This window comes from Pantoea sp. X-Soil-YNGN-785, from assembly GCF_059730585.1.
In genome coordinates this window covers 208,755-233,376 of record NZ_AP035942.1, presented here as the reverse complement: position 1 = coordinate 233,376, position 24,622 = coordinate 208,755, and the positions used below count along the sequence as shown (strand labels likewise).

Below are 24,622 nucleotides of genomic sequence, written 5' to 3'. Positions count from 1 at the left end.
AATTTTTCGCCCGTTTCAAGCAGCAATTAGTTTGCTGTTGCGTTCAGACCAGCCTGGTCAACGGCAACGCCGGCACCCATGGTGGTTGAAAGGCTGACTTTCTTGATGTACACGCCTTTGGCCTGTGATGGTTTAGCTTTTTTCAGCGCAACCAGCAGGGATTCCAGGTTTTCTTTCAGTTTGTCAGCGTCAAAGTCCACTTTACCGATGGTAGTGTGGATGATGCCGTTTTTGTCGTTACGATAACGAACCTGACCGGCTTTAGCGTTCTTAACCGCTTCAGCAACGTTAGGGGTTACAGTACCGACTTTCGGGTTTGGCATCAGGCCACGTGGACCCAGAATCTGGCCCAGCTGGCCAACAACGCGCATTGCATCCGGAGAAGCAATAACAACGTCAAAATTCATTTCGCCTTTCTTGATCTGATCAGCCAGGTCTTCCATGCCTACCAGCTCTGCGCCAGCTGCTTTAGCAGCTTCAGCGTTAGCGCCCTGGGCGAAGACAGCAACACGTACTGAACGACCAGTACCGTGTGGCAGAACGGTCGCGCCGCGAACGTTCTGATCAGATTTACGTGCATCAATGCCGAGGTTGACAGCAACGTCAACGCTTTCAACGAACTTGGCAGTTGCCAGTTCTTTCAGCAGAGCAACAGCTTCAGCAATGTCATACTGCTTGGTCGCGTCAACTTTGTCGCGAATTACGGTCATGCGCTTGGTCAGCTTAGCCATTTCTTAGTCCTCTACTACCAGGCCCATGGAACGAGCAGTACCTTCGATTGAGCGAGTCATCGCTTCAACGTCAGAACCAGTCATGTCCGCAGCTTTGGTTTCTGCGATTTCACGTACCTGAGCACGAGTCACTTTACCGACTTTATCTTTGTTCGGCTTACCAGAACCAGACTTGATGCCCGCTGCTTTTTTCAGCAGTACGGCAGCCGGAGGCGTTTTGGTAATGAAGGTGAAAGAACGGTCGCTGTATACGGTGATAACAACAGGAGTCGGCAGACCTTTTTCCAGAGATTCGGTCTTCGCGTTGAACGCTTTACAAAATTCCATGATGTTAACACCCTGCTGACCCAGAGCTGGACCAACCGGTGGACTTGGGTTCGCCATACCAGCTGCAACCTGCAGCTTGACGTAGGCTTGGACTTTCTTAGCCATGATATTTCCTCAATTGGGTTATAGCGCCTGTAAAGGCTCCCCGTGATAACGATTTATACGCTGTTGCCAGCGCATAAAAACAAAAGGCGCGAAATTGTAGTTAAATTTCGCGCCTGCTGCAACAGCTAATTTGTGAGCGGAAAGAGGTTAACCTTTCTCCACCTGACCGAAGTCGAGCTCAACCGGTGTTGCACGACCAAAGATGGAAACGGATACCGTCAGGCGGCTCTTCTCGTAATCCACATCTTCAACCACACCGTTAAAGTCAGCGAACGGACCGTCATTAACACGAACCATTTCACCTGGTTCAAACAGCGTTTTAGGACGAGGCTTGTCGCCGACCTGCTGCAGACGATTCATGATCGCATCAACTTCTTTATCACTGATAGGTGCAGGACGGTCAGAGGTACCGCCGATGAAACCCATCACGCGCGGGACGCTGCGTACTAAATGCCAGCTGGCGTCATTCATCACCATCTGAACCAGTACGTATCCCGGGAAAAACTTGCGCTCGCTCTTACGACGCTGGCCACCACGGATTTCAACGACTTCTTCAGTCGGAACCATGACTTCACCAAACAGCTCTTCCATGTTGTGCAATTTGATATGCTCGCGCAGCGATTGGGCTACGCGGCCTTCAAAACCGGAAAACGCCTGTACGACGTACCAGCGTTTCTTTGGAGCTTCAGACATCTCAGAACCTCAGGCCAGTGATAAACGATACCAGACGGACCAGAATACCATCCAGCCCCCACAAAATCAGTGACATCACGGCAGTAACCGCGGCAACGATTAACGTGGTGTGCAGCGTTTCCTGGCGGGTTGGCCAGATAACCTTACGCATTTCTGTTCTTGCTTCACGAGCAAAAGCCACGGTCGCTTTGCCTTTGGTCGTTAAAAGCGCAATGCCACCAGCCGCTGCAATCAGTACAACTACGGCTAATGCACGCAGTGGCAGTGACACATCACGATAGAGGTAGTTACCTACAATCGCTGCAAGCAGCAGTAATACAACACCTACCCACTTTACCGCTTCCAGGCCACGCCCGCTCCCTTGAGCTTCGGTATTCGCACTCATAAACCAACCTGCCACAATAATTCAGAAACTATTCTGCCCCGCAGTGCGAGGCGTCCAAACCGAATGAGCTTTTGGGGCGTAACTCGGTATCCAACGCCGCATAACAGAGCCTGTCTCAGCAATGATTATGATTCAAAAAATCACTGATGAGCCAGGTTCTATGAAACAGCGTGCAAAAAGGGCATCAAATGATGCCCTTTCCGTGTGCATTGCGTCAAACGTTATCGGTAATTATGCGATAACTTTAGCAACAACACCCGCGCCAACGGTACGGCCACCTTCGCGGATTGCGAAGCGCAGACCTTCGTCCATTGCGATTGGGTGGATCAGGGTAACAACCATTTTGATGTTGTCGCCTGGCATGACCATTTCAACGCCTTCTGGCAGCTCTACTGAGCCGGTTACGTCAGTTGTACGGAAGTAGAACTGTGGACGATAGCCTTTAAAGAACGGAGTATGGCGGCCACCTTCGTCTTTAGACAGAACGTAAACTTCTGACTCGAACTGGGTGTGTGGCTTGATTGAGCCTGGCTTAGCCAGAACCTGGCCACGCTGGATGTCTTCACGCTTGATACCGCGCAGCAGAACACCACAGTTTTCGCCTGCCTGACCCTGGTCCAGCAGCTTACGGAACATCTCAACACCGGTACAGGTTGATTTCGCAGTATCTTTGATACCCACGATTTCAACTTCGTCGCCGACTTTAACGATGCCGCGCTCAACACGACCGGTAACAACAGTACCACGGCCAGAGATTGAGAATACGTCTTCGATTGGCAGCAGGAACGGCATGTCGATCGCACGGACTGGATCCGGGATGTAGTTGTCCAGGTGTTCAGCCAGTTCGATGATTTTCGCTTCCCACTCAGGAACGCCTTCCAGCGCTTTCAGAGCAGAACCACGAACGATTGGAGTGTCGTCGCCTGGGAAGTCGTACTGTGACAGCAGGTCACGAACTTCCATCTCGACCAGTTCCAGCAGCTCTTCATCATCAACCATGTCGCACTTGTTCAGGAACACGATGATGTAAGGAACGCCAACCTGACGACCCAGCAGGATGTGCTCACGGGTCTGTGGCATCGGGCCATCAGTCGCAGCAACAACCAGGATCGCGCCGTCCATCTGCGCAGCACCGGTGATCATGTTTTTCACATAGTCGGCGTGGCCTGGGCAGTCAACGTGAGCGTAGTGACGTGCAGCAGTCTCATACTCAACGTGAGCGGTGTTGATGGTGATACCGCGGGCTTTTTCTTCAGGCGTGCTGTCGATCTGGTCGAACGCACGAGCCTGGCCGCCGTTGGTTTTAGCCAGTACGGTAGTGATAGCTGCAGTCAGGGTGGTTTTACCGTGGTCAACGTGACCGATGGTGCCCACGTTTACGTGCAGTTTGTTACGTTGAAATTGCTCTTTAGCCATCGTTAGTCCCTCTAAGACACGGATATATCAATGATATCATCACATTAACCAGGCAATGCCTGACTGCAAGGAAGTTACAGAGAAAATCAGGAGGGAGATTAAAGGAAGTGGTGCTGATACCCAGAGTCGAACTGGGGACCTCACCCTTACCAAGGGTGCGCTCTACCAACTGAGCCATATCAGCACATCTGGAGCGGGCAGCGGGAATCGAACCCGCATCATCAGCTTGGAAGGCTGAGGTAATAGCCATTATACGATGCCCGCATCCTGGAACTCGGCTACCTGTTCTTTCTGTAGCTTGCAGATAACAGTGAATGCTTCTCTGCTATCTACTGTCTGCCAGCGAAGCTGACCGACGTTGACTTCGCTAACGCTCAGTCTGAATTCAGGGTGATAAGTGACTCACCTGACAGATAAACAGGCCGTTTATCTGTACTCAACCGCGAGGCTGAGATGGTGGTGGGAGAAGGATTCGAACCTTCGAAGTCTGTGACGGCAGATTTACAGTCTGCTCCCTTTGGCCGCTCGGGAATCCCACCTACTTGATTGGTGCCGGCTACCGGAATCGAACTGGTGACCTACTGATTACAAGTCAGTTGCTCTACCAACTGAGCTAAGCCGGCATCAAGTGGAGCGCATTCTAGGAAGGTCGGGCCCTGGATGCAACTAAAAAATCGCATATTTTTTTCTATCGCTTACTATTTGTGCAAATCATCGCATTTTAACGTTTTTATGCAGATTATTTGTGCAATCTGGCTCTGTTTTCACAGGATCAGACTAAAGCGCGTCACCATCTTAACTCCCTCTGCCCTTCTCTTTTATGCGAATAAAATGAGTGGCCAGCACCCTTTTTTTTACGTCGGGGGTGCTGAATGAGGTTTTTTTGCCCCTGGCTGAACCCTTTTTTCTCATGGAGCGGCGCACTTCTATCGAAAGCAGGGGCATATTGTCATGCGCATTCTTTCTCACTATCACGATTTGCGCTGAAAGGAAGCGTTTAAAATGTTTTTGTACTGTTTGTTTTTTTGCGAAAGGTTGCGCGTGACATGTATTAGCCTCACTGCAAGCGTCTTATTACGCCGTTCAGCCAATCAGGCACAGCGATGACCGTATAAGCAGATTAAACGTCGCACATTACCTGTGCCGGCCTGCAATATCATAAACAACGATAAAGCAGTAAAAATTAAAGGCACTGCAACGTTTTGTGGGTATGCCGACGAAAGCGCGATCGCGTTTATCTTTTTACTTCTGTTAAAAGCCATACTGGTGATACCCTCCAGCCCATTGTTCTCACTGATAAACCAGCGATTCGTGATTCACTTCACCCGTGCTGTCCTGCTTATCGGCTAATACGCGGTTGATAGTAATGAATTTGCGGTCAGATGCATGCTTATGGATAAAACAACCCCCCTGACAACGCCTTATCTGGAGTTCACTCGTGAGCAGTGGGCTGCATTACGTGATTCTGTGCCTATGACGCTGTCAGAGGAAGAGATCGCGCAGCTCAAGGGCATCAACGAAGATCTTTCGCTGGAGGAAGTTGCAGAAATTTATCTGCCACTTTCGCGTCTGCTTAATTTCTATATCAGCTCTAACGTTCGTCGGCAGGCGGTACTGGAGCAATTTCTGGGCACCAATAGCCAGAAAATCCCCTATATCATCAGTATCGCGGGGAGCGTCGCGGTCGGTAAAAGTACGACTGCGCGTGTACTGCAGGCGTTGCTCAGTCGCTGGCCTGAACATCGTAAAGTGGAATTGATCACGACGGATGGCTTCCTTCACCCTAATGCCGTGCTGAAAGAGCGTGGCTTAATGAAGAAAAAAGGCTTCCCGCAATCTTATGATATGCACCGGCTGGTCAATTTCGTCTCCGATTTAAAATCCGGCGCCAGTCAGGTGACCGCCCCGGTCTATTCGCACCTGATTTATGATGTCATCCCTGATGGCGATAAAGTGATACAGCAGCCAGATATTCTTATTCTGGAAGGTCTGAACGTATTACAGAGCGGCATGGACTATCCCCATGACCCTCATCATGTCTTTGTTTCGGACTTCGTTGACTTCTCTATCTATGTAGATGCAGAGGAAGACCTTCTGCAAAGCTGGTATATCAATCGATTCCTGAAATTCCGTCAGGGTGCCTTTACCGATCCAGACTCCTACTTCCACCATTACGCCCAGCTCTCAGAGGCAGAAGCGGTTGAGATAGCAGGTAATCTATGGAAAGAGATTAACTGGCTTAACCTGCAGGAAAATATCCTGCCGACACGTGAAAGGGCCAGCCTGATCATGACCAAAAGTGGCGATCATGCGGTCGATAAGGTGCGCCTGCGTAAATAACAGCGGTCATAAAAAAGCCTGCATTAGTGCAGGCTTTTTTGATCAGACAGGACGCAGTGATATTTCCCCGCCCACCCAGGCTTTTATTTCACCATCCTGCTCCAGTAATAAACCACCCTGGCTGTCGACACCCCGTGCAATACCATGCACTTCACGTTCGCCGATGAGCAACTTAACGGGCCGGTTAATAAAATTGTCCAGTGCCGCCCAGCGCGAGATGAAGGCAGTTAATCCCTCCTGCTCAAACAGCGGCAGGGCCTCGCGCAGGCTGTTGATCAGACGGGCTGCCAGCTCATTGCGGTTCACGCTTACTCCGGCCTCCTGCAGGTTAATCCAGCCCTGATTAATCTGTGAAGCATCCGCTGTCCGCATCGCCAGGTTGATGCCAGCTCCCATCACGATCTGCGCAGCATCACCGGTTTTACCGGTCAGTTCGACCAGAATACCTGCCAGTTTCCGATCGTTCAGGTAAATATCATTGGGCCACTTTACCCGGACATCATCGGCCCCGAGTGCACGTAATGTTTCAGCCATGACAATGCCAATGACCAGGCTAAGACCCATCGCCGCAGCCGGACCCTGCTCAAGACGCCAGTACATGGACATGTAGAGGTTGGCACCAAAAGGAGAGAACCATTGACGACCACGACGGCCACGACCTGCCTGCTGATATTCAGCGATACAGGCGGTGCCAGAGGGCATGTCATGCATGCGTTCCAGCAGATACTGATTTGTGGAATCAATCACCGGGATAATCGAGACATTGCCCTGCTTCACCTGTGACAGAATCGCCTGCTCATCCAGCAGCTGTATCGGGGCAGAGAGACTGTAGCCTTTCCCTGTCACGGTATAGACGTCCAGACCCCAGCTTTTTAGTGTCTGGATGTGCTTGTTGATGGCGGCACGACTCATGCCCAGAGTGTCGCCCAGCTGCTCGCCAGAATGAAACTCACCATCAGATAAAATATCGACCAGTTTTAGCGGGACACTGTGGTCTTTCATGCGATCACCCCGACAGCATTGCACTCACCCTGCGCCTGAATAAAGCGGACTTCAGGCTCCAGCCAGACATCAAATTTTTCACCCACCCGGGCGCGCACAGTTTTTGCCAGCGCAACGATATCCTCAGGCGTGGCATGGTCAGCGTTAATCAGCACCAGAGCCTGTTGCTGGTGAACGGCGGCGCCTCCGATGCGATACCCTTTCAGCTGACACTGATCGATAAGCCACCCTGCGGCCAGCTTGGTTTCTCCATCTGGCATCAGATAGTGTGGCATAGCGGGAAATTGGGTTAGCAGGGAGCTACACTGCGCCTCGGTGACGACCGGGTTTTTAAAGAAGCTGCCGACATTACCGGTGACTTTCGGATCCGGTAATTTGCTCTGCCGCATCTGGCAAACCGCGTGATAGACATCCCAGGCATTAGCCGTCACCGGATTAAGCGTTTTCAGATCGCCATAGGTTAATACCGGCTGCCATTGCTTAGGCAGGATCATCCCGACGGCGACGATGACATAGCCTGACTGGTAGCGATGTTTAAAAATGCTGTCACGATAGCCAAACTCACAGGCTTCACGATCGAGGCGTTCTGTCTCACCACTGTGCAGATTAAGCACATCTACGTATTCACAGACATCTTTTAATTCCACACCATAGGCACCAATGTTCTGAATCGGTGCCGAACCCGTCATTCCAGGGATCAACGCCAGGTTTTCCAGGCCAGTGATCCCTTTTTCCAGCGTACTCTTAACCAGCTGATGCCAGTTTTCACCTGCCCCGACATGCAACTTCCAGCACTCAAATTCATCCTGAATTTTGATGCCTTTAATGCGATTCAGCACCACGGTACCGGCAAAATCCTCCAGGAAGAGGACGTTACTGCCTTCCCCGAGCACAAGGAAAGGTGTCTGATTACGCTGGCTATCCTGCCATGCGGCCAGAATAGCGGCTGGCGTCTCTGCGACGATGCGTTTTTGTGTGTGTACTTCAAGCCCAAGCGTATTGTCGGCTTTTAAGGAGGGATGCTGGCTGGACATTTGACGGCCTTTACTGAGATTATCTGGCCGTAGTTTACCGTATCAGAGAGGGGTTCTCAGGCTGTTTTCGGAGATTATGGTGCGGTTTTTCACGATCTGCAGACGTAAAAAAGCCCCGCACTCGCGTGCGGGGCTTCTTCACTTATTTAATGCCTGGCAGTTCCCTACTCTCGCATGGGGAGGCCCCACACTACCATCGGCGCTACGGCGTTTCACTTCTGAGTTCGGCATGGGGTCAGGTGGGACCACCGCGCTAAAGCCGCCAGGCAAATTCTGTCTCCGCGCCGCCACAGGGGCCGCGCAGAATATCCGGTACAAGGCTGAAAATCGTGTCTCTCAAAAACGCCTCTGGCGTTGTAAGGTTAAGCCTCACGGGTCATTAGTACCGGTTAGCTCAACGCATCGCTGCGCTTACACACCCGGCCTATCAACGTCGTAGTCTTCAACGTCCCTTCAGGACCCTCAAGGGGTCAGGGAGAACTCATCTCGGGGCAAGTTTCGTGCTTAGATGCTTTCAGCACTTATCTTTTCCGCACTTAGCTACCGGGCAATGCCATTGGCATGACAACCCGAACACCAGTGGTGCGTTCACTCTGGTCCTCTCGTACTAGGAGCAACCCCCCTCAATTCTCCAGCGCCCACGGCAGATAGGGACCGAACTGTCTCACGACGTTCTAAACCCAGCTCGCGTACCACTTTAAACGGCGAACAGCCGTACCCTTGGGACCTACTTCAGCCCCAGGATGTGATGAGCCGACATCGAGGTGCCAAACACCGCCGTCGATATGAACTCTTGGGCGGTATCAGCCTGTTATCCCCGGAGTACCTTTTATCCGTTGAGCGATGGCCCTTCCATTCAGAACCACCGGATCACTATGACCTGCTTTCGCACCTGCTCGAGCCGTCACTCTCGCAGTCAAGCCAGCTTATGCCATTGCACTAACCTCACGATGTCCGACCGTGATTAGCTGACCTTCGTGCTCCTCCGTTACTCTTTAGGAGGAGACCGCCCCAGTCAAACTACCCACCAGACACTGTCCGCAGCCCGGATCACGGGCCTACGTTAGAACATCAAACATTAAAGGGTGGTATTTCAAGGTTGGCTCCACGCAGACTGGCGTCCGCGCTTCAAAGCCTCCCACCTATCCTACACATCAAGGCTCAATGTTCAGTGTCAAGCTGTAGTAAAGGTTCACGGGGTCTTTCCGTCTTGCCGCGGGTACACTGCATCTTCACAGCGAGTTCAATTTCACTGAGTCTCGGGTGGAGACAGCCTGGCCATCATTACGCCATTCGTGCAGGTCGGAACTTACCCGACAAGGAATTTCGCTACCTTAGGACCGTTATAGTTACGGCCGCCGTTTACCGGGGCTTCGATCAAGAGCTTCTCCTTGCGGATAACCCCATCAATTAACCTTCCGGCACCGGGCAGGCGTCACACCGTATACGTCCACTTTCGTGTTTGCACAGTGCTGTGTTTTTAATAAACAGTTGCAGCCAGCTGGTATCTTCGACTGGCTTCGGCTCGGGGAGTAAATCCCTCCACCTACGCGCCAGCGTGCCTTCTCCCGAAGTTACGGCACCATTTTGCCTAGTTCCTTCACCCGAGTTCTCTCAAGCGCCTTGGTATTCTCTACCTGACCACCTGTGTCGGTTTGGGGTACGATTCTGTGTTACCTGATGCTTAGAGGCTTTTCCTGGAAGCAGGGCATTTATCACTTCAGCACCGTAGTGCCTCGTCGTCACGCCTCAGCGTTAATAAGGGACCGGATTTACCTGGACCCTCCGCCTACACGCTTAAACCGGGACAACCGTCGCCCGGCTGATATAGCCTTCTCCGTCCCCCCTTCGCAGTAACACCGAGTACAGGAATATTAACCTGTTTCCCATCGACTACGCCTTTCGGCCTCGCCTTAGGGGTCGACTCACCCTGCTCCGATTAACGTTGAACAGGAACCCTTGGTCTTCCGGCGAGCGGGCTTTTCACCCGCTTTATCGTTACTTATGTCAGCATTCGCACTTCTGATACCTCCAGCATGCCTCACAGCACACCTTCAACGGCTTACAGAACGCTCCCCTACCCAACAACACATAGTGTCGCTGCCGCAGCTTCGGTGCATGGTTTAGCCCCGTTACATCTTCCGCGCAGGCCGACTCGACCAGTGAGCTATTACGCTTTCTTTAAATGATGGCTGCTTCTAAGCCAACATCCTGGCTGTCTGTGCCTTCCCACATCGTTTCCCACTTAACCATGACTTTGGGACCTTAGCTGGCGGTCTGGGTTGTTTCCCTCTTCACGACGGACGTTAGCACCCGCCGTGTGTCTCCCGTGATAACATTCTTCGGTATTCGCAGTTTGCATCGGGTTGGTAAGCCGGGATGGCCCCCTAGCCGAAACAGTGCTCTACCCCCGAAGATGAGTTCACGAGGCGCTACCTAAATAGCTTTCGGGGAGAACCAGCTATCTCCCGGTTTGATTGGCCTTTCACCCCCAGCCACAGGTCATCCGCTAATTTTTCAACATTAGTCGGTTCGGTCCTCCAGTTAGTGTTACCCAACCTTCAACCTGCCCATGGCTAGATCACCGGGTTTCGGGTCTATACCCTGCAACTTAACGCCCAGTTAAGACTCGGTTTCCCTGCGGCTCCCCTATACGGTTAACCTTGCTACAGAATATAAGTCGCTGACCCATTATACAAAAGGTACGCAGTCACCCCCATAAAGAAGGCTCCCACTGCTTGTACGTACACGGTTTCAGGTTCTGTTTCACTCCCCTCGCCGGGGTTCTTTTCGCCTTTCCCTCACGGTACTGGTTCACTATCGGTCAGTCAGGAGTATTTAGCCTTGGAGGATGGTCCCCCCATATTCAGACAGGATACCACGTGTCCCGCCTTACTCATCGAGCTCACAGCACATGTGCTTTTGTGTACGGGAGTATCACCCTGTACCCTGCGACTTTCCAGACGCTTCCACTAACACACATGCTGATTCAGGCTCTGGGCTGCTCCCCGTTCGCTCGCCGCTACTGGGGGAATCTCGGTTGATTTCTTTTCCTCGGGGTACTTAGATGTTTCAGTTCCCCCGGTTCGCCTTGCAGCACTATGTATTCATGCTGCAATGATGCACAGAGTGCACCGGGTTTCCCCATTCGGACATCGACGGCTGTAGCGGTTCATATCACCTTACCGTCGCTTTACGCAGATTAGCACGTCCTTCATCGCCTCTGACTGCCTGGGCATCCACCGTGTACGCTTAGTCGCTTAACCTCACAACCCACAGGCGTTTTTCAACGCTGCAGACTGCAAGCATTTGAGAGACTCGAACGTGTCGTATTTTTCATTCTTATTACGGAGAATGAAAACGACACGTCGTTTCAATTTTCAGCTTGTTCCGGATTGTTAAAGAGCATAATACTTCGCAGCACACCGTTGCCGGTACGCTCTGAAGTATTCAGAAAAACAGTTAAAACGGTATGGTGGAGCTAAGCGGGATCGAACCGCTGACCTCCTGCGTGCAAGGCAGGCGCTCTCCCAGCTGAGCTATAGCCCCATACAGTTACTGCAGAGACCACTACTACCACTCAACCGAGTTACATTCTTCTGACGAAGGATGTAATTTCTTTTCAGGCAAGGCATGCGGAAGGGACGTTTACCGGGGTAAACGACCGCGCGCATAACGCAGCATGAGAAGAAATCTGGTAGGCCTGAGTGGACTTGAACCACCGACCTCACCCTTATCAGGGGTGCGCTCTAACCACCTGAGCTACAAGCCTGTAGAGGTTTTTTCTGCTCGTTACTTTTTATCAGACAATCTGTGTGGACACTGCGCGGGAAGGTATCTTCATGTAAGGAGGTGATCCAACCGCAGGTTCCCCTACGGTTACCTTGTTACGACTTCACCCCAGTCATGAATCACAAAGTGGTAAGCGCCCTCCCGAAGGTTAAGCTACCTACTTCTTTTGCAACCCACTCCCATGGTGTGACGGGCGGTGTGTACAAGGCCCGGGAACGTATTCACCGTGGCATTCTGATCCACGATTACTAGCGATTCCGACTTCACGGAGTCGAGTTGCAGACTCCGATCCGGACTACGACGCACTTTGTGAGGTCCGCTTGCTCTCGCGAGGTCGCTTCTCTTTGTATGCGCCATTGTAGCACGTGTGTAGCCCTACTCGTAAGGGCCATGATGACTTGACGTCATCCCCACCTTCCTCCGGTTTATCACCGGCAGTCTCCTTTGAGTTCCCGACCGAATCGCTGGCAACAAAGGATAAGGGTTGCGCTCGTTGCGGGACTTAACCCAACATTTCACAACACGAGCTGACGACAGCCATGCAGCACCTGTCTCAGAGTTCCCGAAGGCACCAATCCATCTCTGGAAAGTTCTCTGGATGTCAAGAGTAGGTAAGGTTCTTCGCGTTGCATCGAATTAAACCACATGCTCCACCGCTTGTGCGGGCCCCCGTCAATTCATTTGAGTTTTAACCTTGCGGCCGTACTCCCCAGGCGGTCGACTTAACGCGTTAGCTCCGGAAGCCACTCCTCAAGGGAACAACCTCCAAGTCGACATCGTTTACGGCGTGGACTACCAGGGTATCTAATCCTGTTTGCTCCCCACGCTTTCGCACCTGAGCGTCAGTCTTTGTCCAGGGGGCCGCCTTCGCCACCGGTATTCCTCCAGATCTCTACGCATTTCACCGCTACACCTGGAATTCTACCCCCCTCTACAAGACTCAAGCCTGCCAGTTTCAAATGCAGTTCCCAGGTTAAGCCCGGGGATTTCACATCTGACTTAACAGACCGCCTGCGTGCGCTTTACGCCCAGTAATTCCGATTAACGCTTGCACCCTCCGTATTACCGCGGCTGCTGGCACGGAGTTAGCCGGTGCTTCTTCTGCGGGTAACGTCAATCGACGCGGTTATTAACCGCATCGCCTTCCTCCCCGCTGAAAGTACTTTACAACCCGAAGGCCTTCTTCATACACGCGGCATGGCTGCATCAGGCTTGCGCCCATTGTGCAATATTCCCCACTGCTGCCTCCCGTAGGAGTCTGGACCGTGTCTCAGTTCCAGTGTGGCTGGTCATCCTCTCAGACCAGCTAGGGATCGTCGCCTAGGTGGGCCATTACCCCGCCTACTAGCTAATCCCATCTGGGTTCATCCGATAGTGAGAGGCCCGAAGGTCCCCCTCTTTGGTCTTGCGACGTTATGCGGTATTAGCCACCGTTTCCAGTGGTTATCCCCCTCTATCGGGCAGATCCCCAGACATTACTCACCCGTCCGCCACTCGTCACCCGAGAGCAAGCTCTCTGTGCTACCGTCCGACTTGCATGTGTTAGGCCTGCCGCCAGCGTTCAATCTGAGCCATGATCAAACTCTTCAATTTAAGTTTGATTTGCTTAAACAAGTTAAGCGGTGCTCATCTGTAAAACGTCATAATGAATTTCATTATGTGTTCACTCGTGAGGCTTTGATATTTTGTTGCGTCCTAAGACGCTGATATCAATCCTGCGAGTGCCCACACAGATTGTCTGATAAATTGTTAAAGAGCAGTGCGAACAGTGCGTTAGCGTCCTGTCGCGAGGTGGCGTATATTACGCTTTCCTCCTGCAGAGTCAACCTCTTTCTCAGAAGTTTTTCTCCGGCGGCGCAGTCTCCTGTGCCTCCCGACCCGTTTCCCGTTGCCGGTGTTCCGTGTCGATGGAGGCGCATTATAGGGAGTTCGCGCGGGCTGACAAGTGTTTATTACGAAAAGATTATCGTTCGCAGTAATTTTCATCAAATCGCGCTATTTCGCTACGATTTGCCTGGTAACTGTGCAAAATCATTGGCAAAAGTGCGAACCTGCTGCCAGTCCGTGTATTCCACTTCTTTCGTTGAATCTGTCTCGCCACCGGTCATACGCATAATCAGCTGAATCATGACGCGATCGAACCAGCGATAGCGCGGATAATAAAGTGCGCCCGCGAACACGGCACAGCAATCGGGTTGCCACGGAGAGTTAGCCAGAAACTTTTGCGTATAGGCGTTAGTTTCAGGCGAACGCTTCTCCGGTTTCCGCGCTGTCAGGTTCACCGAAAAGAAACCGCTGGTACGCTGCTGCAATTCCTTGAGGTGCTGCTTCACGAACTTATCGACGACCGGCTGGAAATGGCCGTAGCGGATCGAGGCGCCAATCAGCACGCGATCATACTGCGCCCAGTCCGGCAGGGTAGCATCCTGGATGTCCAGCACATCACATGGCTGCTGCTGACGGATCGCCTCAGCAATAGAAGAGGCAATTTTCTTTGTTTGTCCGTCGCGAGTGGAATAGAGAATCAGCGCTTTCATGTCAGCATCCTTATTAATTATTCACGCCAGAAAGTAGGCGTGAACAGCACCAGCAAGGTAAATACCTCGAGACGCCCGAACAGCATGGTAGAAATAAGAATCCATTTCGCCACGTCATTCATTGAAGTGAAGTTATCGGCCACAACCCCTAAACCCGGCCCGAGGTTGTTGAGCGTCGCGGCAACCGCAGCAAAAGCCGAGAAGTCATCGACACCGGTGGCGATGATCGCCAGCATGCTGACCAGGAACACCAGTGCATAGGCCGAGAAGAATCCCCAGACGGCTTCAAGGATACGTTCCGGAAGCGCCCGATTACCCAGCTTAATGGTGTAGACCGCATTCGGGTGAACCAGACGCTTAAGCTCACGGTTACCCTGCTTGCATAACAGCAGAATGCGAATCACCTTCAGGCCACCGCCGGTTGAACCGGCACAGCCGCCAATAAAGGCTGAGCACAACAGCAGCACCGGCAGGAACAATGGCCAGCGTGCGATGCTGTCGGTCGTGAATCCCGCCGTCGTTGCCATGGAAACGACCTGAAAGAAGGCCTGATTCAGCGTCTGCCAGCCGCTGGCATAGACATTGTGGAACCAGAGCACCAGCGTGCAGATCAACACCAGCGTCAGCTGAACGCCAATGAACATGCGGAATTCCGGGTCGCGCCAGTACACGCGCAGATTACGTCCGCTTAACATGGCAAAGTGCAGGCCGTAATTACAGCCTGAGATCAGCAGAAACACCGCCACGATGGTATTGATGGTGCCACTATGAAAATAGCCGATGCTGGCATCGTGGGTAGAAAAGCCGCCAATAGCGATGGTCGAGAAGCTGTGACCGATAGCATCAAACGCCGGCATGCCCGCCAGCCACAGCGCCAGTGCACAGGCCACCGTCAGCAGGACATAGATCAGCCAGAGTGTCTTGGCCGTCTCGGCGATACGTGGCCGCATCTTGTTATCTTTTAACGGCCCCGGCATTTCAGCGCGATAGAGCTGCATGCCCCCGACGCCCAGAATCGGCAGTATCGCCACCGCTAACACGATGATCCCCATACCGCCCAGCCACTGGAGCATCTGCCGATAGAAGAGAATCGCCTTAGGCAACGAGTCCAGCCCCACCAGCGTGGTGGCACCGGTTGTTGTCAGGCCCGAGAACGATTCAAAGAACGCATCCGTCACCGAAAGATGTGGCTGCTCGGCAAAGATAAAGGGCATGGCTCCTACGCTGCCCAGCACCGTCCAGAACAGGACGACGATCAGGAACCCTTCGCGCGGTTTGAGTTCGGTTTTCTTTTTACGATTCGGCCACCACAGCAGCGAGCCAATCACCAGCGCCATCATAAAGGTCTGGCTAAACGCCCGCCCCGCCCCATCGCGATAAATGAGGGCGACCAGACCGGGCAAAATCATCGTCACTGAAAAGAGGATCACCAGCAGACCGACTATGCGGGTAATGGCGCGAAAGTGCATTCAGCCGTTCCTTTAAATAATAGAGATGAACATCAGGGTGTGAGCGGGATCAGCGATAACGCGCCCCGACTAAAGTCTGACAGATTTTTTTTGAATCCGTCGATTTGTCCGTAAGGTACAGCCAGCGTCAATGCAATGCGATCCTGAAACTGACTGTCGGTCACCCTACCGTCGAAACGCTGAACCAGCCTTTCAATATCACTGAGCTGTGGATAGTCGCATTGCAAGGTGAACAGCTTCATCGGTACTTTGCGCTGCCGTGGCAGCAGCTTAAGTCCCTGCTGGACCCCACCGCCATAGGCTTTTACTAAGCCGCCGGTTCCCAGCATGATGCCGCCGTAATAACGTACGACGACGGCGGTAATCTCGCCAATATCTGCGCCCATCAGCTGCGCAAGCATCGGTTTGCCGGCCGTGCCCGAGGGTTCCCCATCATCAGAGAAGCCAAGCTGCTGGGAATCATTCGGTGCGCCCGCGACCCACGCCCAGCAGTGATGCCGGGCAGCGGGATGCTCGCTTTTCACCTGCTGGACAAACGCGCGTGCCGCCTCAGCGCCTTCGGTGTGTGCCAGTAGCGTAATGAAGCGACTCTTTTTGATCGTCTCCTCACTGCTGCTGACTGGCACAGCCGGAATATCAAAAGCGTCCATCAGGCCAGATGCAGATCGCGGGTCATATTCTCAACGCGATGCGCATGGATCACCACGTTGTCCTCGATACGAATCCCGCCATAAGGCCGAAGCGCATCGATAGCCTGCCAGTTAAAGTGCTGACTGAAACGGCCCGCACGCAGCGGCGCCAGTAATGAGTCAATAATATAGAAGCCCGGCTCGATGGTTAAGACCATGCCCGGTTGCAGCACGCGGGTGCAGCGAAGATAAGGATATTGCGCGGGCGCGGCCAGATGGGTGCCCTGATCATCCTGCATAAAGCCAGCCACGTCATGCACCTGCAGACCCAGCGGATGTCCCAGACCATGTGGCATAAACGGACCGGTCAGATCTTCAGCCACCAGCGCTTCTTCGCTGATCCCCTGTACCAGCTCAAACTTCAGCAACATCTTCGCAATACGCTGGTGCATCTGAAGATGATAATCGGTGTAGCGCACGCCCGCTTTCAGCATAGCGATCAGCGCCAGCTCTTCCGCGTTCATCGCCTCAACCATTCTGGCATAGAGCGAACTGCTCTGCGCCGCATAGCTGCGGGTTAAATCGGCGGCATAGCCAAGATACTCAGCACCGGCATCAATCAAAAAGCTGTGGCGTTTCGCCGGTGGCTGATGATCCAGCCGGGTGTAGTGCAGCACCGCAGCGTGTTCATTCAGCGCGATGATATTGCCGTAAGGCACATCAGTATCGCGATGCCCGGTTGCGGTCAGATAGGCCTGATTGATATCGAACTCGCTTAAGCCTGCAGAGAACGCCTCTTTCGCTGCGCGATGACCCGCAACCGCCAGCTTTTGCGCCTGGCGCAGGCAGGCAAGTTCATAATCTGTTTTGATGCTGCGATGGAAATGCAGGAAGTCGATCACCGCTTTCGGATTGATATTGCCGGAAGTGATACCGAGCTGAGCCGCACGCGCGTTAACCGGGCCGATATAGGCGACGTTATCGCGCTGTGCAGGCAGCAGTTGCGCAATCTCATCGGCATTTTTCAGGCCGATAACCTCAACATCCGCGGTCCAGAAGCTATCCGGCAACGGTTCAACGTTGTGCCAGTAATCCACCGGAGAGTAGAACCACAGTTTCGGTTTGTTCACCCCGTCAATCCACAGCCAGCAGTTAGGCACCTGCGTTACCGGCACCCAGGCCTTGAACTGCGGATTCACCTTAAATGGATAGGTGTGGTCATCCAGAAACACCGTCAACAATTCACCGGAATGGATCAACATCGCATCCAGTTTATTGCGTGCCAGCACCTGCTGCGCCCGTTGTTGCAACGTGGCGATATGCGCGTGATACAAGGTCTTCAGTGAATCCATTGACGTCTCTCCAGTGTCGCGAAATGGCCGCAAGTTTAGCATACCCCTTGTGCAGATGCCGAAGTCGGCGCAGCTGTGATCTTGTTAGCAAATAAGCAAAGAGCAGTTTGCAAATAATTAACATCGCTCCCACACTCACGATCATCTGGTATGACCAGATCACCTTTCGCGGTTTCAGGAGACGCACATGCTCTACCAAGGCGCTAACCTTACTCTTCACTGGCTGGACGATGGCATCGCCGAGCTGGTTTTTGACGCTACAGGCTCGGTCAATAAGCTCGATACGCAAACGGTCGCCAGTCTGGGCGAGGCGATTGCGGTGCTGGAACAGCAGCCAGAACTGCGCGGCCTGCTGCTGAGCTCCGCTAAACCTGCTTTTATTGTGGGCGCGGATATCACCGAGTTCCTTTCTTTGTTTGATGCACCCACCGAAAAACTGAGTCAGTGGCTGAGCTACGCCAACAGCATCTTCAACCGTCTTGAAGATTTACCGGTGCCAACCCTGGCCGCCATTGACGGCTATGCGCTGGGTGGCGGATGCGAATGCGTACTGGCAACCGATCTGCGTATCGCCACTGCGGATGCCCGTATTGGCCTGCCGGAAACAAAACTTGGCATCATGCCCGGCTTTGGTGGCAGCGTGCGATTGCCGCGCCTGCTGGGTGCCGACAGTGCGCTGGAAATTATTGCAGCGGGTAAAGATGTGGATGGCAATGCCGCCCTGAAACTCGGTCTGGTCGATGCGGTCGTGGCGCGTGAGAAACTGCGCGAGGCGGGGATCACCATGCTTAAGGCCGCTGCCGCAGATGACAGCTGGCGCGCACGCCGGGCACCGAAACTGGCACCGCTGAAACTAAGTCCGATTGAAGCGGCGATGAGCTTCACGATTGCGAAAGCGATGGTGCTGCAGACCGCAGGTAAACACTATCCCGCTCCGCTGATGGCCGTAAAAACGATTGAAGCGGCGGCCAGCCTGGGTCGTGATGATGCGCTGAAACTTGAAACGGCAGCGTTTGTGCCGCTGGCGCAGTCTGATGAAGCCCGCGCACTGGTCGGCATCTTTCTCAACGACCAGTACGTTAAAAGTCTGGCGAAAAAACGCGGCAGCGAAAGCGGCGCTCCGGCTCATGCAGCGGTACTGGGCGCGGGCATTATGGGTGGCGGCATCAGCTACCAGTCTGCCTGGAAAGGCGTGCCAGTCAGAATGAAAGACATTAATCCGCAGGCGTTAACGCTGGGGATGAATGAAGCCAGCAAGCTGCTCAATAAGCTGCTGGAGCGCGGCAAAATCGACGGCAGTAAACTCGCCAGTGTGATCGCCACTATTCAGCCCACCCTGGATTACGCCGGTTTTGACCAGGCCGATGTGGTGGTGGAAGCCGTGGTCGAGAACCCGCTGATCAAGGCCAAAGTGCTGGCAGAAACCGAACAGCATCTGCGTCAGGATACGATTCTTGCTTCCAATACCTCAACCATTCCTATCAGCCAGCTGGCGCAGGCGCTGCAGCGCCCGGAAAACTTCTGTGGCATGCACTTCTTCAATCCGGTGCCGCGTATGCCGCTGGTTGAAGTCGTTCGTGGCGAGAAAACCAGTGAAGCGACACTGAGTAAAGTGGTGGCATGGGCCAGCAAAATGGGCAAAACGCCGATCGTGGTGAATGACTGCCCCGGCTTCTTTGTGAACCGGGTGCTGTTCCCCTACTTCGCTGCTTTCAGCCTGCTGCTGCGCGACGGCGCTGATTTCCGTCAGATTGATAAAGTGATGGAAAAACAGTTCGGCTGGCCGATGGGGCCGTCATGGCTGCTGGATGTGGTGGGCATCGATACCGCGCACCACGCGCAAAGCGTTATGGCGGATGGTTTCCCGGATCGTATGAAGCATGACTATCGCGATGCGATAGACCTGCTGTTTGATGCCGGTCGTTTTGGTCAGAAAAATGGCAAAGGCTTCTGGCGCTGGGAAGAGGATAAAAAGGGCAAGCTGAAGAAAGTGCCGGATGCTGAAGTGGATACGCTGCTGCAACAGGTCTGTCAGCCCGCGCGGGTCTTCAGTGATGAAGAGATCCTGAACCGTATGATGCTGCCGATGCTGAATGAAGTGGTGCGCTGTCTGGAAGAGAAGATTATCGCCTCGCCCGCTGAAGGGGATATGGCACTGGTCTATGGTCTCGGCTTCCCGCCGTTCCGTGGCGGCGCTTTCCGCTATCTGGATACCCTGGGCAACAGCAATGTGGTCGATCAGGCCCGGCGCTACAGCGCACTTGGTGGCCTGTATGCCCTGCCTGCGCTGCTGGTGCAGAAAGCCCATCAGCATGAAAGCTGGTATCCCGCCGCCAAACCGATTGATGAAGCCGCGCTGAAAAGCGCCTGAGGGCAAGAAGATGGAAAATGTGGTGATTGTTGATGCGGTGCGCACGCCAATGGGACGTTCAAAAGGCGGAGCCTTTCGGAACGTGCGCGCTGAAGATCTCTCCGCGCACCTGATGCGCGAAATCCTGAGCCGCAACCCGGCGGTGAACCCGGCATCCCTCGACGATATCGTCTGGGGCTGCGTACAGCAGACGCTGGAACAGGGATTTAATATCGCGCGTAACGCCGCGCTGCTGGCCGAAATCCCGCACTCTGTGCCTGCCACGACCGTTAACCGGCTGTGTGGTTCGTCAATGCAGGCGCTGCACGATGCGGCCCGCGCCATTATGGTCGGCGATGCGCAGTGCTGCCTGATTGGCGGCGTGGAGCATATGGGACACGTGCCGATGAATCACGGCGTCGACTTTCATCCCGGCCTGGGCCGCACCGTCGCTAAAGCTGCGGGCATGATGGGCTTAACCGCCGAGATGCTGGCACGTATGCATCATATCAGCCGTGAGCAGCAGGATGCGTTCGCCCTGCGTTCGCACCAGCGCGCATGGCAGGCCACACAGCGCGGGGACTTTGCAACGGAGATTGTCGCCACCTATGGTCACGACAGCGACGGCATTCTTAAGCGCTATGCTTTCGATGAGGTGATCCGCGAGGAGACCAGCGCCGAAGGTCTGGCGGCACTCAAACCCGCCTTCGATCCGGTGAATGGCACCGTCACAGCGGGTACGTCGTCGGCGCTGTCCGATGGCGCGGCCGCAATGCTGATTATGAGTGAATCACGCGCCCGTGAACTGGGGCTGACGCCACGTGCACGTATCCGCAGCATGGCAGTGGTCGGCTGTGATCCGTCGATCATGGGCTACGGACCGGTACCGGCCAGCAAACTGGCATTGAAACGGGCGGGACTGAGCGTCAGTGATATCGACGTGTTTGAGCTGAACGAAGCCTTTGCCGCGCAGACCCTGCCCTGTATTAAAGACTTAGGTTTGCTGGAACTGATGGATGAGAAGGTCAATCTGAATGGCGGCGCGATTGCGTTGGGCCATCCACTGGGCTGTTCCGGCGCACGCATCAGCACCACATTACTGAACATCATGGAACGCCGCGATGCCCGTTTTGGCCTTGCCACCATGTGCATCGGACTGGGCCAGGGGATCGCAACCGTATTCGAGCGTCTTTAATACGTTGAGTCTTACTTTGTCAGATTTACCCGCCGTTGATCGGCGGGTTTTTTCTGTCTGCTACCAGGAATCAGATAAAGGCAAACGCATCGCCATACATCTGTGATTCCACTGCGCCACGCTCGGCACAGAAACGGTCGCGGGCAATCTTCGCCATCTCAAAACGTCCGGCGATGTAGATCTCATGCTCACTCAGCGTGCTGAAGTCCTGCATCACTGCGGTCAGTACCGTACCAGAACGGCCCTGCCAGCCTGCTTCAGGCTGCTCGACGACCGGGATCACCTTCAGGTTCGGGTGCTTCACGGCCAGCGCATCCAGCTCATCCATATCGTACAGATGCTTAAGCTCACGTCCGCCCCAGTAAATGGCGATGTCGCGCTCTGGCTGTTCCGCCAGTGCGGTGAGCAAAATCGAACGGGCATAGGAGAAACCGGTGCCGCCTGCAATCAGGATCAGCGGTTTAGTGCTCTCTTCACGCAGCCAGGCATCGCCGTGCGGCATATCAACCGTGATCTGGCGATCGTTACGGATGCGGTCCATTACGGCCATGGCATAGAGATTCAGATCGGACGCGCCGATATGCAGCTCGATAATATCTTTTTCCATCGGCGTTGAGGCCAGCGAGAACGGACGCTTGTCGCGCTCATCCATCACTACCATCAGATACTGTCCCGCGCGAAAACTGAATTCCGCTTCAGGGATCAGGCGAACGCGATAGACCGTGTCGGTAATCGCCTCAACCGAAGTTACTTTACAGCTTAACGTTGTCATGCGTTCCCTCTGTCGGGTCGTCTTTATGGTTGTGCTCGCCATCAACGCTGTGGCGGCTGATCAAAAATACCTAGCTCATCCCAGATAGCATCAATGCGCGCGGTGACCGCCGGATCTTTAACGATGGGGGTGCCCCATTCACGCTGCGTTTCACCTGGCCACTTATTGGTCGCATCCATCCCCATTTTCGACCCCAGCCCGGAAACAGGCGAGGCGAAATCGAGATAATCGATCGGGGTATTTTCCACTAATACCGTATCGCGGGCCGGATCCATACGGGTGGTAATGGCCCAGATCACGTCGTTCCAGTCACGCGCATTAACATCATCGTCACACACAATAACAAATTTGGTGTACATGAACTGCCGTAAAAACGACCAGACGCCAAACATGACACGTTTGGCATGCCCGGCGTACTGCTTTTTAATCGTTACGACCGCCAGCCGGTATGAGCAACCTTCCGGTGGCAGATAGAAGTCCACGATCTCCGGGAACTGCTTCACCAGGATTGGCACCAGCACTTCATTCAGCGCCACACCCAACACCGCAGGCTCATCCGGCGGCCGGCCGGTGTAGGTGGAGTGATAGATAGGCTTATGGCGCTGCGTAATATGTGTCACGGTAAACACCGGGAAGCTGTCTACTTCATTGTAGTAGCCGGTGTGATCGCCGTAAGGTCCTTCTGGCGCCATATCGCCCGCTTCGATATACCCTTCCAGTACGATTTCCGCACTGGCCGGCACTTCAAGATCGTTCGACAGGCACTTCACCACTTCGGTTTTATTGCCGCGCAGCAACCCGGCAAACGCATATTCTGACAGCGTGTCAGGCACCGGCGTGACGGCACCGAGAATGGTGGCGGGATCGGCACCCAGCGCCACCGAGACCGGAAAACGCTCACCCGGATGCGCTTTCGTCCACTCCAGATAATCGAGCGCGCCGCCACGGTGCGACAGCCAGCGCATAATCAGACGGTTTTTGCCGATCACCTGCTGTCGATAAATGCCAAGATTCTGCCGCTCTTTATGCGGGCCGCGCGTGACGGTCAGTCCCCAGGTAATCAGCGGTGCCGCATCGCCAGGCCAGCATTTCATCACCGGAATACGCGTCAGATCGACTTCATCGCCGCTGAACACCTCTTCCTGACAGGGTGCATTGCGCAGGCGTTTGGTTGGCATGTTCAGGACCTGCTTAAACTGCGGCATCTTATCGAACAGATCGCGGAAGCCTTTTGGCGGCTCCGGCTCTTTCAGGAAGGCCAGCAGTTTACCCACTTCACGCAGTGCGCTGACTTCTTCCTGGCCCATGCCCATGGCCACGCGCTTTGGCGTGCCGAACAGATTGCACAGCACCGGCATGTCATACCCTTTCGGGTTTTCAAACAGCAGAGCGGGGCCACCGGCACGCAGGGTGCGGTCGGCAATTTCGGTCATTTCCAGTTCAGGATCGATCGACTGGGTAATGCGCTTTAGCTCACCGCGCTGTTCGAGCAGCGCGAGAAAGTCTCTTAAATCGTGATATTTCATGCGGCTTTAGCTTTCCGGCCAGAGTGAGTCGGCCATTATAGGTCTGATTACACGGAGTTGCTGAGGTTTATACGGCCGCCTCATACGCACTGAAAGGGAACCAGCGGTTGTAACGCACGGGCATCGTGATACCCCTGAATCGGCTCGCCGTGGCGAAACAGTTTAAAATCTTCGTTACGCACGCTGTGATAACGCAGCTGGTTGTCATGTAGATGCAGAAAACTGCCTTCACGCAGCGCAATGACCGACTCAGCAGGGTTAACGGCACAGAACTCTGCCAGACGTTCGTCACGGGTTTCGCCCATGTGGCCGCTGACGCTGGCATCCAGATAGTGGGGATTGATCTGCACCGGAAAGAGGCCCAGCGCAGGTAACACCACGCTGCTGCGTACCGGCATATCGTTAGTGGTACGGATTGAGGGCGTTGCCACGTTGCAGCCTGCGCTCCAGCCGACATAGGGTACCTGCCGCTCCCGCACCGCGCGCTGAATCGCTCCGATCAGACCCTGTTCATGCAGCATCTGATTCAGAAACCAGGTGTTGCCACCGCTGACTAAAATCAGCTCTGCCTGGGCAATTGCATCAGCTGGCGAAGCGAATGCCTGAACCCGCTCCACCTGAATTCCAAGAGAAGCGCTGAGCTCATCAGCGCGCTGCTGCTGATCGCCACGAATAATTGCGTAGGGGATCAGTACCGCCGACCGGATAGCGCGTCGCGCGATCATGGCGTGCAGCTGTGGCTGCGCATAGCCCAGCAACGGCGCATCATCCGCCAGCTTGCCATTGCTCAACAGAAAGAGTTCCATCAGAGGATCCTTGTGCAGATGTGATGGTCATCGAGTCTGATACAGAGCAATAGCCGACGTCAATTACCCATCAATGCTTTTACTGCCATCCGGCATGTTAGGAAAAGTCTCAGTTTATTTTCGCTGCAGGACGCTTTACCCTGCCCCTGCGCTATAACTCT

17 protein-coding genes, 6 tRNA genes and 3 rRNA genes are annotated in these 24,622 nt (G+C 54.0%); 3 read left to right on the top strand and 23 right to left on the bottom strand.

What is annotated here, in order from left to right; genetic code table 11:
* Positions 1-26: 26 nt before the first annotated feature.
* From rplA to AC6I8E_RS01005, 9 genes are all read right to left on the bottom strand, one after another.
* The gene (gene rplA / locus AC6I8E_RS01045) at positions 27-731 is read right to left on the bottom strand and encodes a 50S ribosomal protein L1 (RefSeq protein WP_010261038.1); all 705 of its coding nucleotides are present in this window, start codon (positions 729-731) and stop codon (positions 27-29) included.
* Positions 732-734: 3 nt separating this feature from the next.
* Entirely contained in the window at positions 735-1,163 is a 429-nt protein-coding gene (rplK, locus tag AC6I8E_RS01040; RefSeq protein ID WP_006121495.1) for a 50S ribosomal protein L11, read from the bottom strand.
* A gap of 147 nt (positions 1,164-1,310) precedes the next feature.
* On the bottom strand, positions 1,311-1,856 hold the full coding sequence (gene nusG / locus AC6I8E_RS01035) for a transcription termination/antitermination protein NusG (RefSeq protein ID WP_013359732.1): 546 nt from the start codon (positions 1,854-1,856) through the stop codon (positions 1,311-1,313).
* A 1-nt stretch (position 1,857) separates the two neighbouring features.
* Positions 1,858-2,241, bottom strand: a complete 384-nt coding sequence (secE, locus tag AC6I8E_RS01030) for a preprotein translocase subunit SecE (RefSeq protein ID WP_013359731.1) — start codon at positions 2,239-2,241, stop codon at positions 1,858-1,860.
* A 231-nt stretch (positions 2,242-2,472) separates the two neighbouring features.
* Positions 2,473-3,657, bottom strand: a complete 1,185-nt coding sequence (tuf, locus tag AC6I8E_RS01025; protein WP_013359730.1) for an elongation factor Tu — start codon at positions 3,655-3,657, stop codon at positions 2,473-2,475.
* Between the two features lie 108 nt (positions 3,658-3,765).
* Positions 3,766-3,841: transfer RNA gene (locus AC6I8E_RS01020), tRNA-Thr, on the bottom strand.
* 5 nt (positions 3,842-3,846) lie between these two features.
* Positions 3,847-3,921: transfer RNA gene (locus AC6I8E_RS01015), tRNA-Gly, on the bottom strand.
* A 190-nt stretch (positions 3,922-4,111) separates the two neighbouring features.
* Positions 4,112-4,196, bottom strand: a tRNA-Tyr gene (locus AC6I8E_RS01010).
* Positions 4,197-4,204: 8 nt separating this feature from the next.
* Positions 4,205-4,280 (bottom strand) — tRNA-Thr (locus AC6I8E_RS01005).
* A gap of 769 nt (positions 4,281-5,049) precedes the next feature.
* Between AC6I8E_RS01005 and coaA the strand changes: the two genes are divergently transcribed.
* The gene (gene coaA, locus AC6I8E_RS01000; protein ID WP_033784445.1) at positions 5,050-5,997 is read left to right on the top strand and encodes a type I pantothenate kinase; all 948 of its coding nucleotides are present in this window, start codon (positions 5,050-5,052) and stop codon (positions 5,995-5,997) included.
* Between the two features lie 42 nt (positions 5,998-6,039).
* Here the strand turns inward: coaA and birA are convergent, their stop codons facing one another.
* From birA to pepQ, 11 genes are all read right to left on the bottom strand, one after another.
* Positions 6,040-6,999, bottom strand: coding sequence for a bifunctional biotin--[acetyl-CoA-carboxylase] ligase/biotin operon repressor BirA (gene birA, locus AC6I8E_RS00995; RefSeq protein ID WP_033784444.1), 960 nt, complete (start codon positions 6,997-6,999; stop codon positions 6,040-6,042).
* Positions 6,996-8,033 (bottom strand): UDP-N-acetylmuramate dehydrogenase, encoded by a 1,038-nt coding sequence (gene murB / locus AC6I8E_RS00990; RefSeq protein WP_346437155.1) that lies wholly within the window; start codon positions 8,031-8,033, stop codon positions 6,996-6,998. The genes birA and murB overlap by 4 nt, the downstream gene beginning before the upstream one ends.
* A gap of 151 nt (positions 8,034-8,184) precedes the next feature.
* Positions 8,185-8,300: ribosomal RNA gene (gene rrf, locus AC6I8E_RS00985) — 5S ribosomal RNA — on the bottom strand.
* A 91-nt stretch (positions 8,301-8,391) separates the two neighbouring features.
* Positions 8,392-11,299, bottom strand: a 23S ribosomal RNA gene (locus tag AC6I8E_RS00980).
* A 207-nt stretch (positions 11,300-11,506) separates the two neighbouring features.
* Positions 11,507-11,582: transfer RNA gene (locus AC6I8E_RS00975), tRNA-Ala, on the bottom strand.
* A gap of 146 nt (positions 11,583-11,728) precedes the next feature.
* Positions 11,729-11,805, bottom strand: a tRNA-Ile gene (locus AC6I8E_RS00970).
* Between the two features lie 73 nt (positions 11,806-11,878).
* Positions 11,879-13,418: ribosomal RNA gene (locus tag AC6I8E_RS00965) — 16S ribosomal RNA — on the bottom strand.
* The 16S, 23S and 5S rRNA genes sit together here with 2 tRNA genes alongside, the layout of an rRNA operon.
* Positions 13,419-13,828: 410 nt before the next feature.
* On the bottom strand, positions 13,829-14,362 hold the full coding sequence (gene hemG, locus AC6I8E_RS00960) for a menaquinone-dependent protoporphyrinogen IX dehydrogenase (RefSeq protein ID WP_497824333.1): 534 nt from the start codon (positions 14,360-14,362) through the stop codon (positions 13,829-13,831).
* Between the two features lie 17 nt (positions 14,363-14,379).
* Positions 14,380-15,831 carry a Trk system potassium transporter TrkH gene (trkH, locus tag AC6I8E_RS00955; RefSeq protein ID WP_013359724.1) on the bottom strand — a complete coding sequence of 484 codons (1,452 nt, stop codon included), beginning with the start codon at positions 15,829-15,831 and terminating at the stop codon, positions 14,380-14,382.
* A gap of 32 nt (positions 15,832-15,863) precedes the next feature.
* A complete protein-coding gene (locus AC6I8E_RS00950) occupies positions 15,864-16,481 on the bottom strand; it encodes an IMPACT family protein (RefSeq protein WP_135910442.1) in 618 nt (205 codons plus the stop codon).
* Entirely contained in the window at positions 16,481-17,812 is a 1,332-nt protein-coding gene (pepQ, locus tag AC6I8E_RS00945; RefSeq protein WP_107319230.1) for a Xaa-Pro dipeptidase, read from the bottom strand. The genes AC6I8E_RS00950 and pepQ overlap by 1 nt, the downstream gene beginning before the upstream one ends.
* A 187-nt stretch (positions 17,813-17,999) precedes the next feature.
* Here pepQ and fadB point away from each other — a divergent pair, with 187 nt between their 5' ends.
* Both fadB and fadA read left to right on the top strand, forming a co-directional pair.
* Positions 18,000-20,183 carry a fatty acid oxidation complex subunit alpha FadB gene (fadB, locus tag AC6I8E_RS00940; protein WP_497824332.1) on the top strand — a complete coding sequence of 728 codons (2,184 nt, stop codon included), beginning with the start codon at positions 18,000-18,002 and terminating at the stop codon, positions 20,181-20,183.
* A gap of 10 nt (positions 20,184-20,193) precedes the next feature.
* Positions 20,194-21,357 carry an acetyl-CoA C-acyltransferase FadA gene (gene fadA, locus AC6I8E_RS00935; RefSeq protein ID WP_497824331.1) on the top strand — a complete coding sequence of 388 codons (1,164 nt, stop codon included), beginning with the start codon at positions 20,194-20,196 and terminating at the stop codon, positions 21,355-21,357.
* A 70-nt stretch (positions 21,358-21,427) separates the two neighbouring features.
* On the opposite strand, the gene fre is transcribed toward fadA, so the two are convergent.
* From fre to pepE, 3 genes are all read right to left on the bottom strand, one after another.
* The gene (gene fre / locus AC6I8E_RS00930; RefSeq protein ID WP_008926461.1) at positions 21,428-22,129 is read right to left on the bottom strand and encodes an NAD(P)H-flavin reductase; all 702 of its coding nucleotides are present in this window, start codon (positions 22,127-22,129) and stop codon (positions 21,428-21,430) included.
* Between the two features lie 41 nt (positions 22,130-22,170).
* The gene (gene ubiD / locus AC6I8E_RS00925; RefSeq protein ID WP_010257222.1) at positions 22,171-23,655 is read right to left on the bottom strand and encodes a 4-hydroxy-3-polyprenylbenzoate decarboxylase; all 1,485 of its coding nucleotides are present in this window, start codon (positions 23,653-23,655) and stop codon (positions 22,171-22,173) included.
* An 80-nt stretch (positions 23,656-23,735) separates the two neighbouring features.
* The gene (gene pepE, locus AC6I8E_RS00920) at positions 23,736-24,461 is read right to left on the bottom strand and encodes a dipeptidase PepE (protein WP_013359718.1); all 726 of its coding nucleotides are present in this window, start codon (positions 24,459-24,461) and stop codon (positions 23,736-23,738) included.
* Positions 24,462-24,622: the final 161 nt, after the last annotated feature.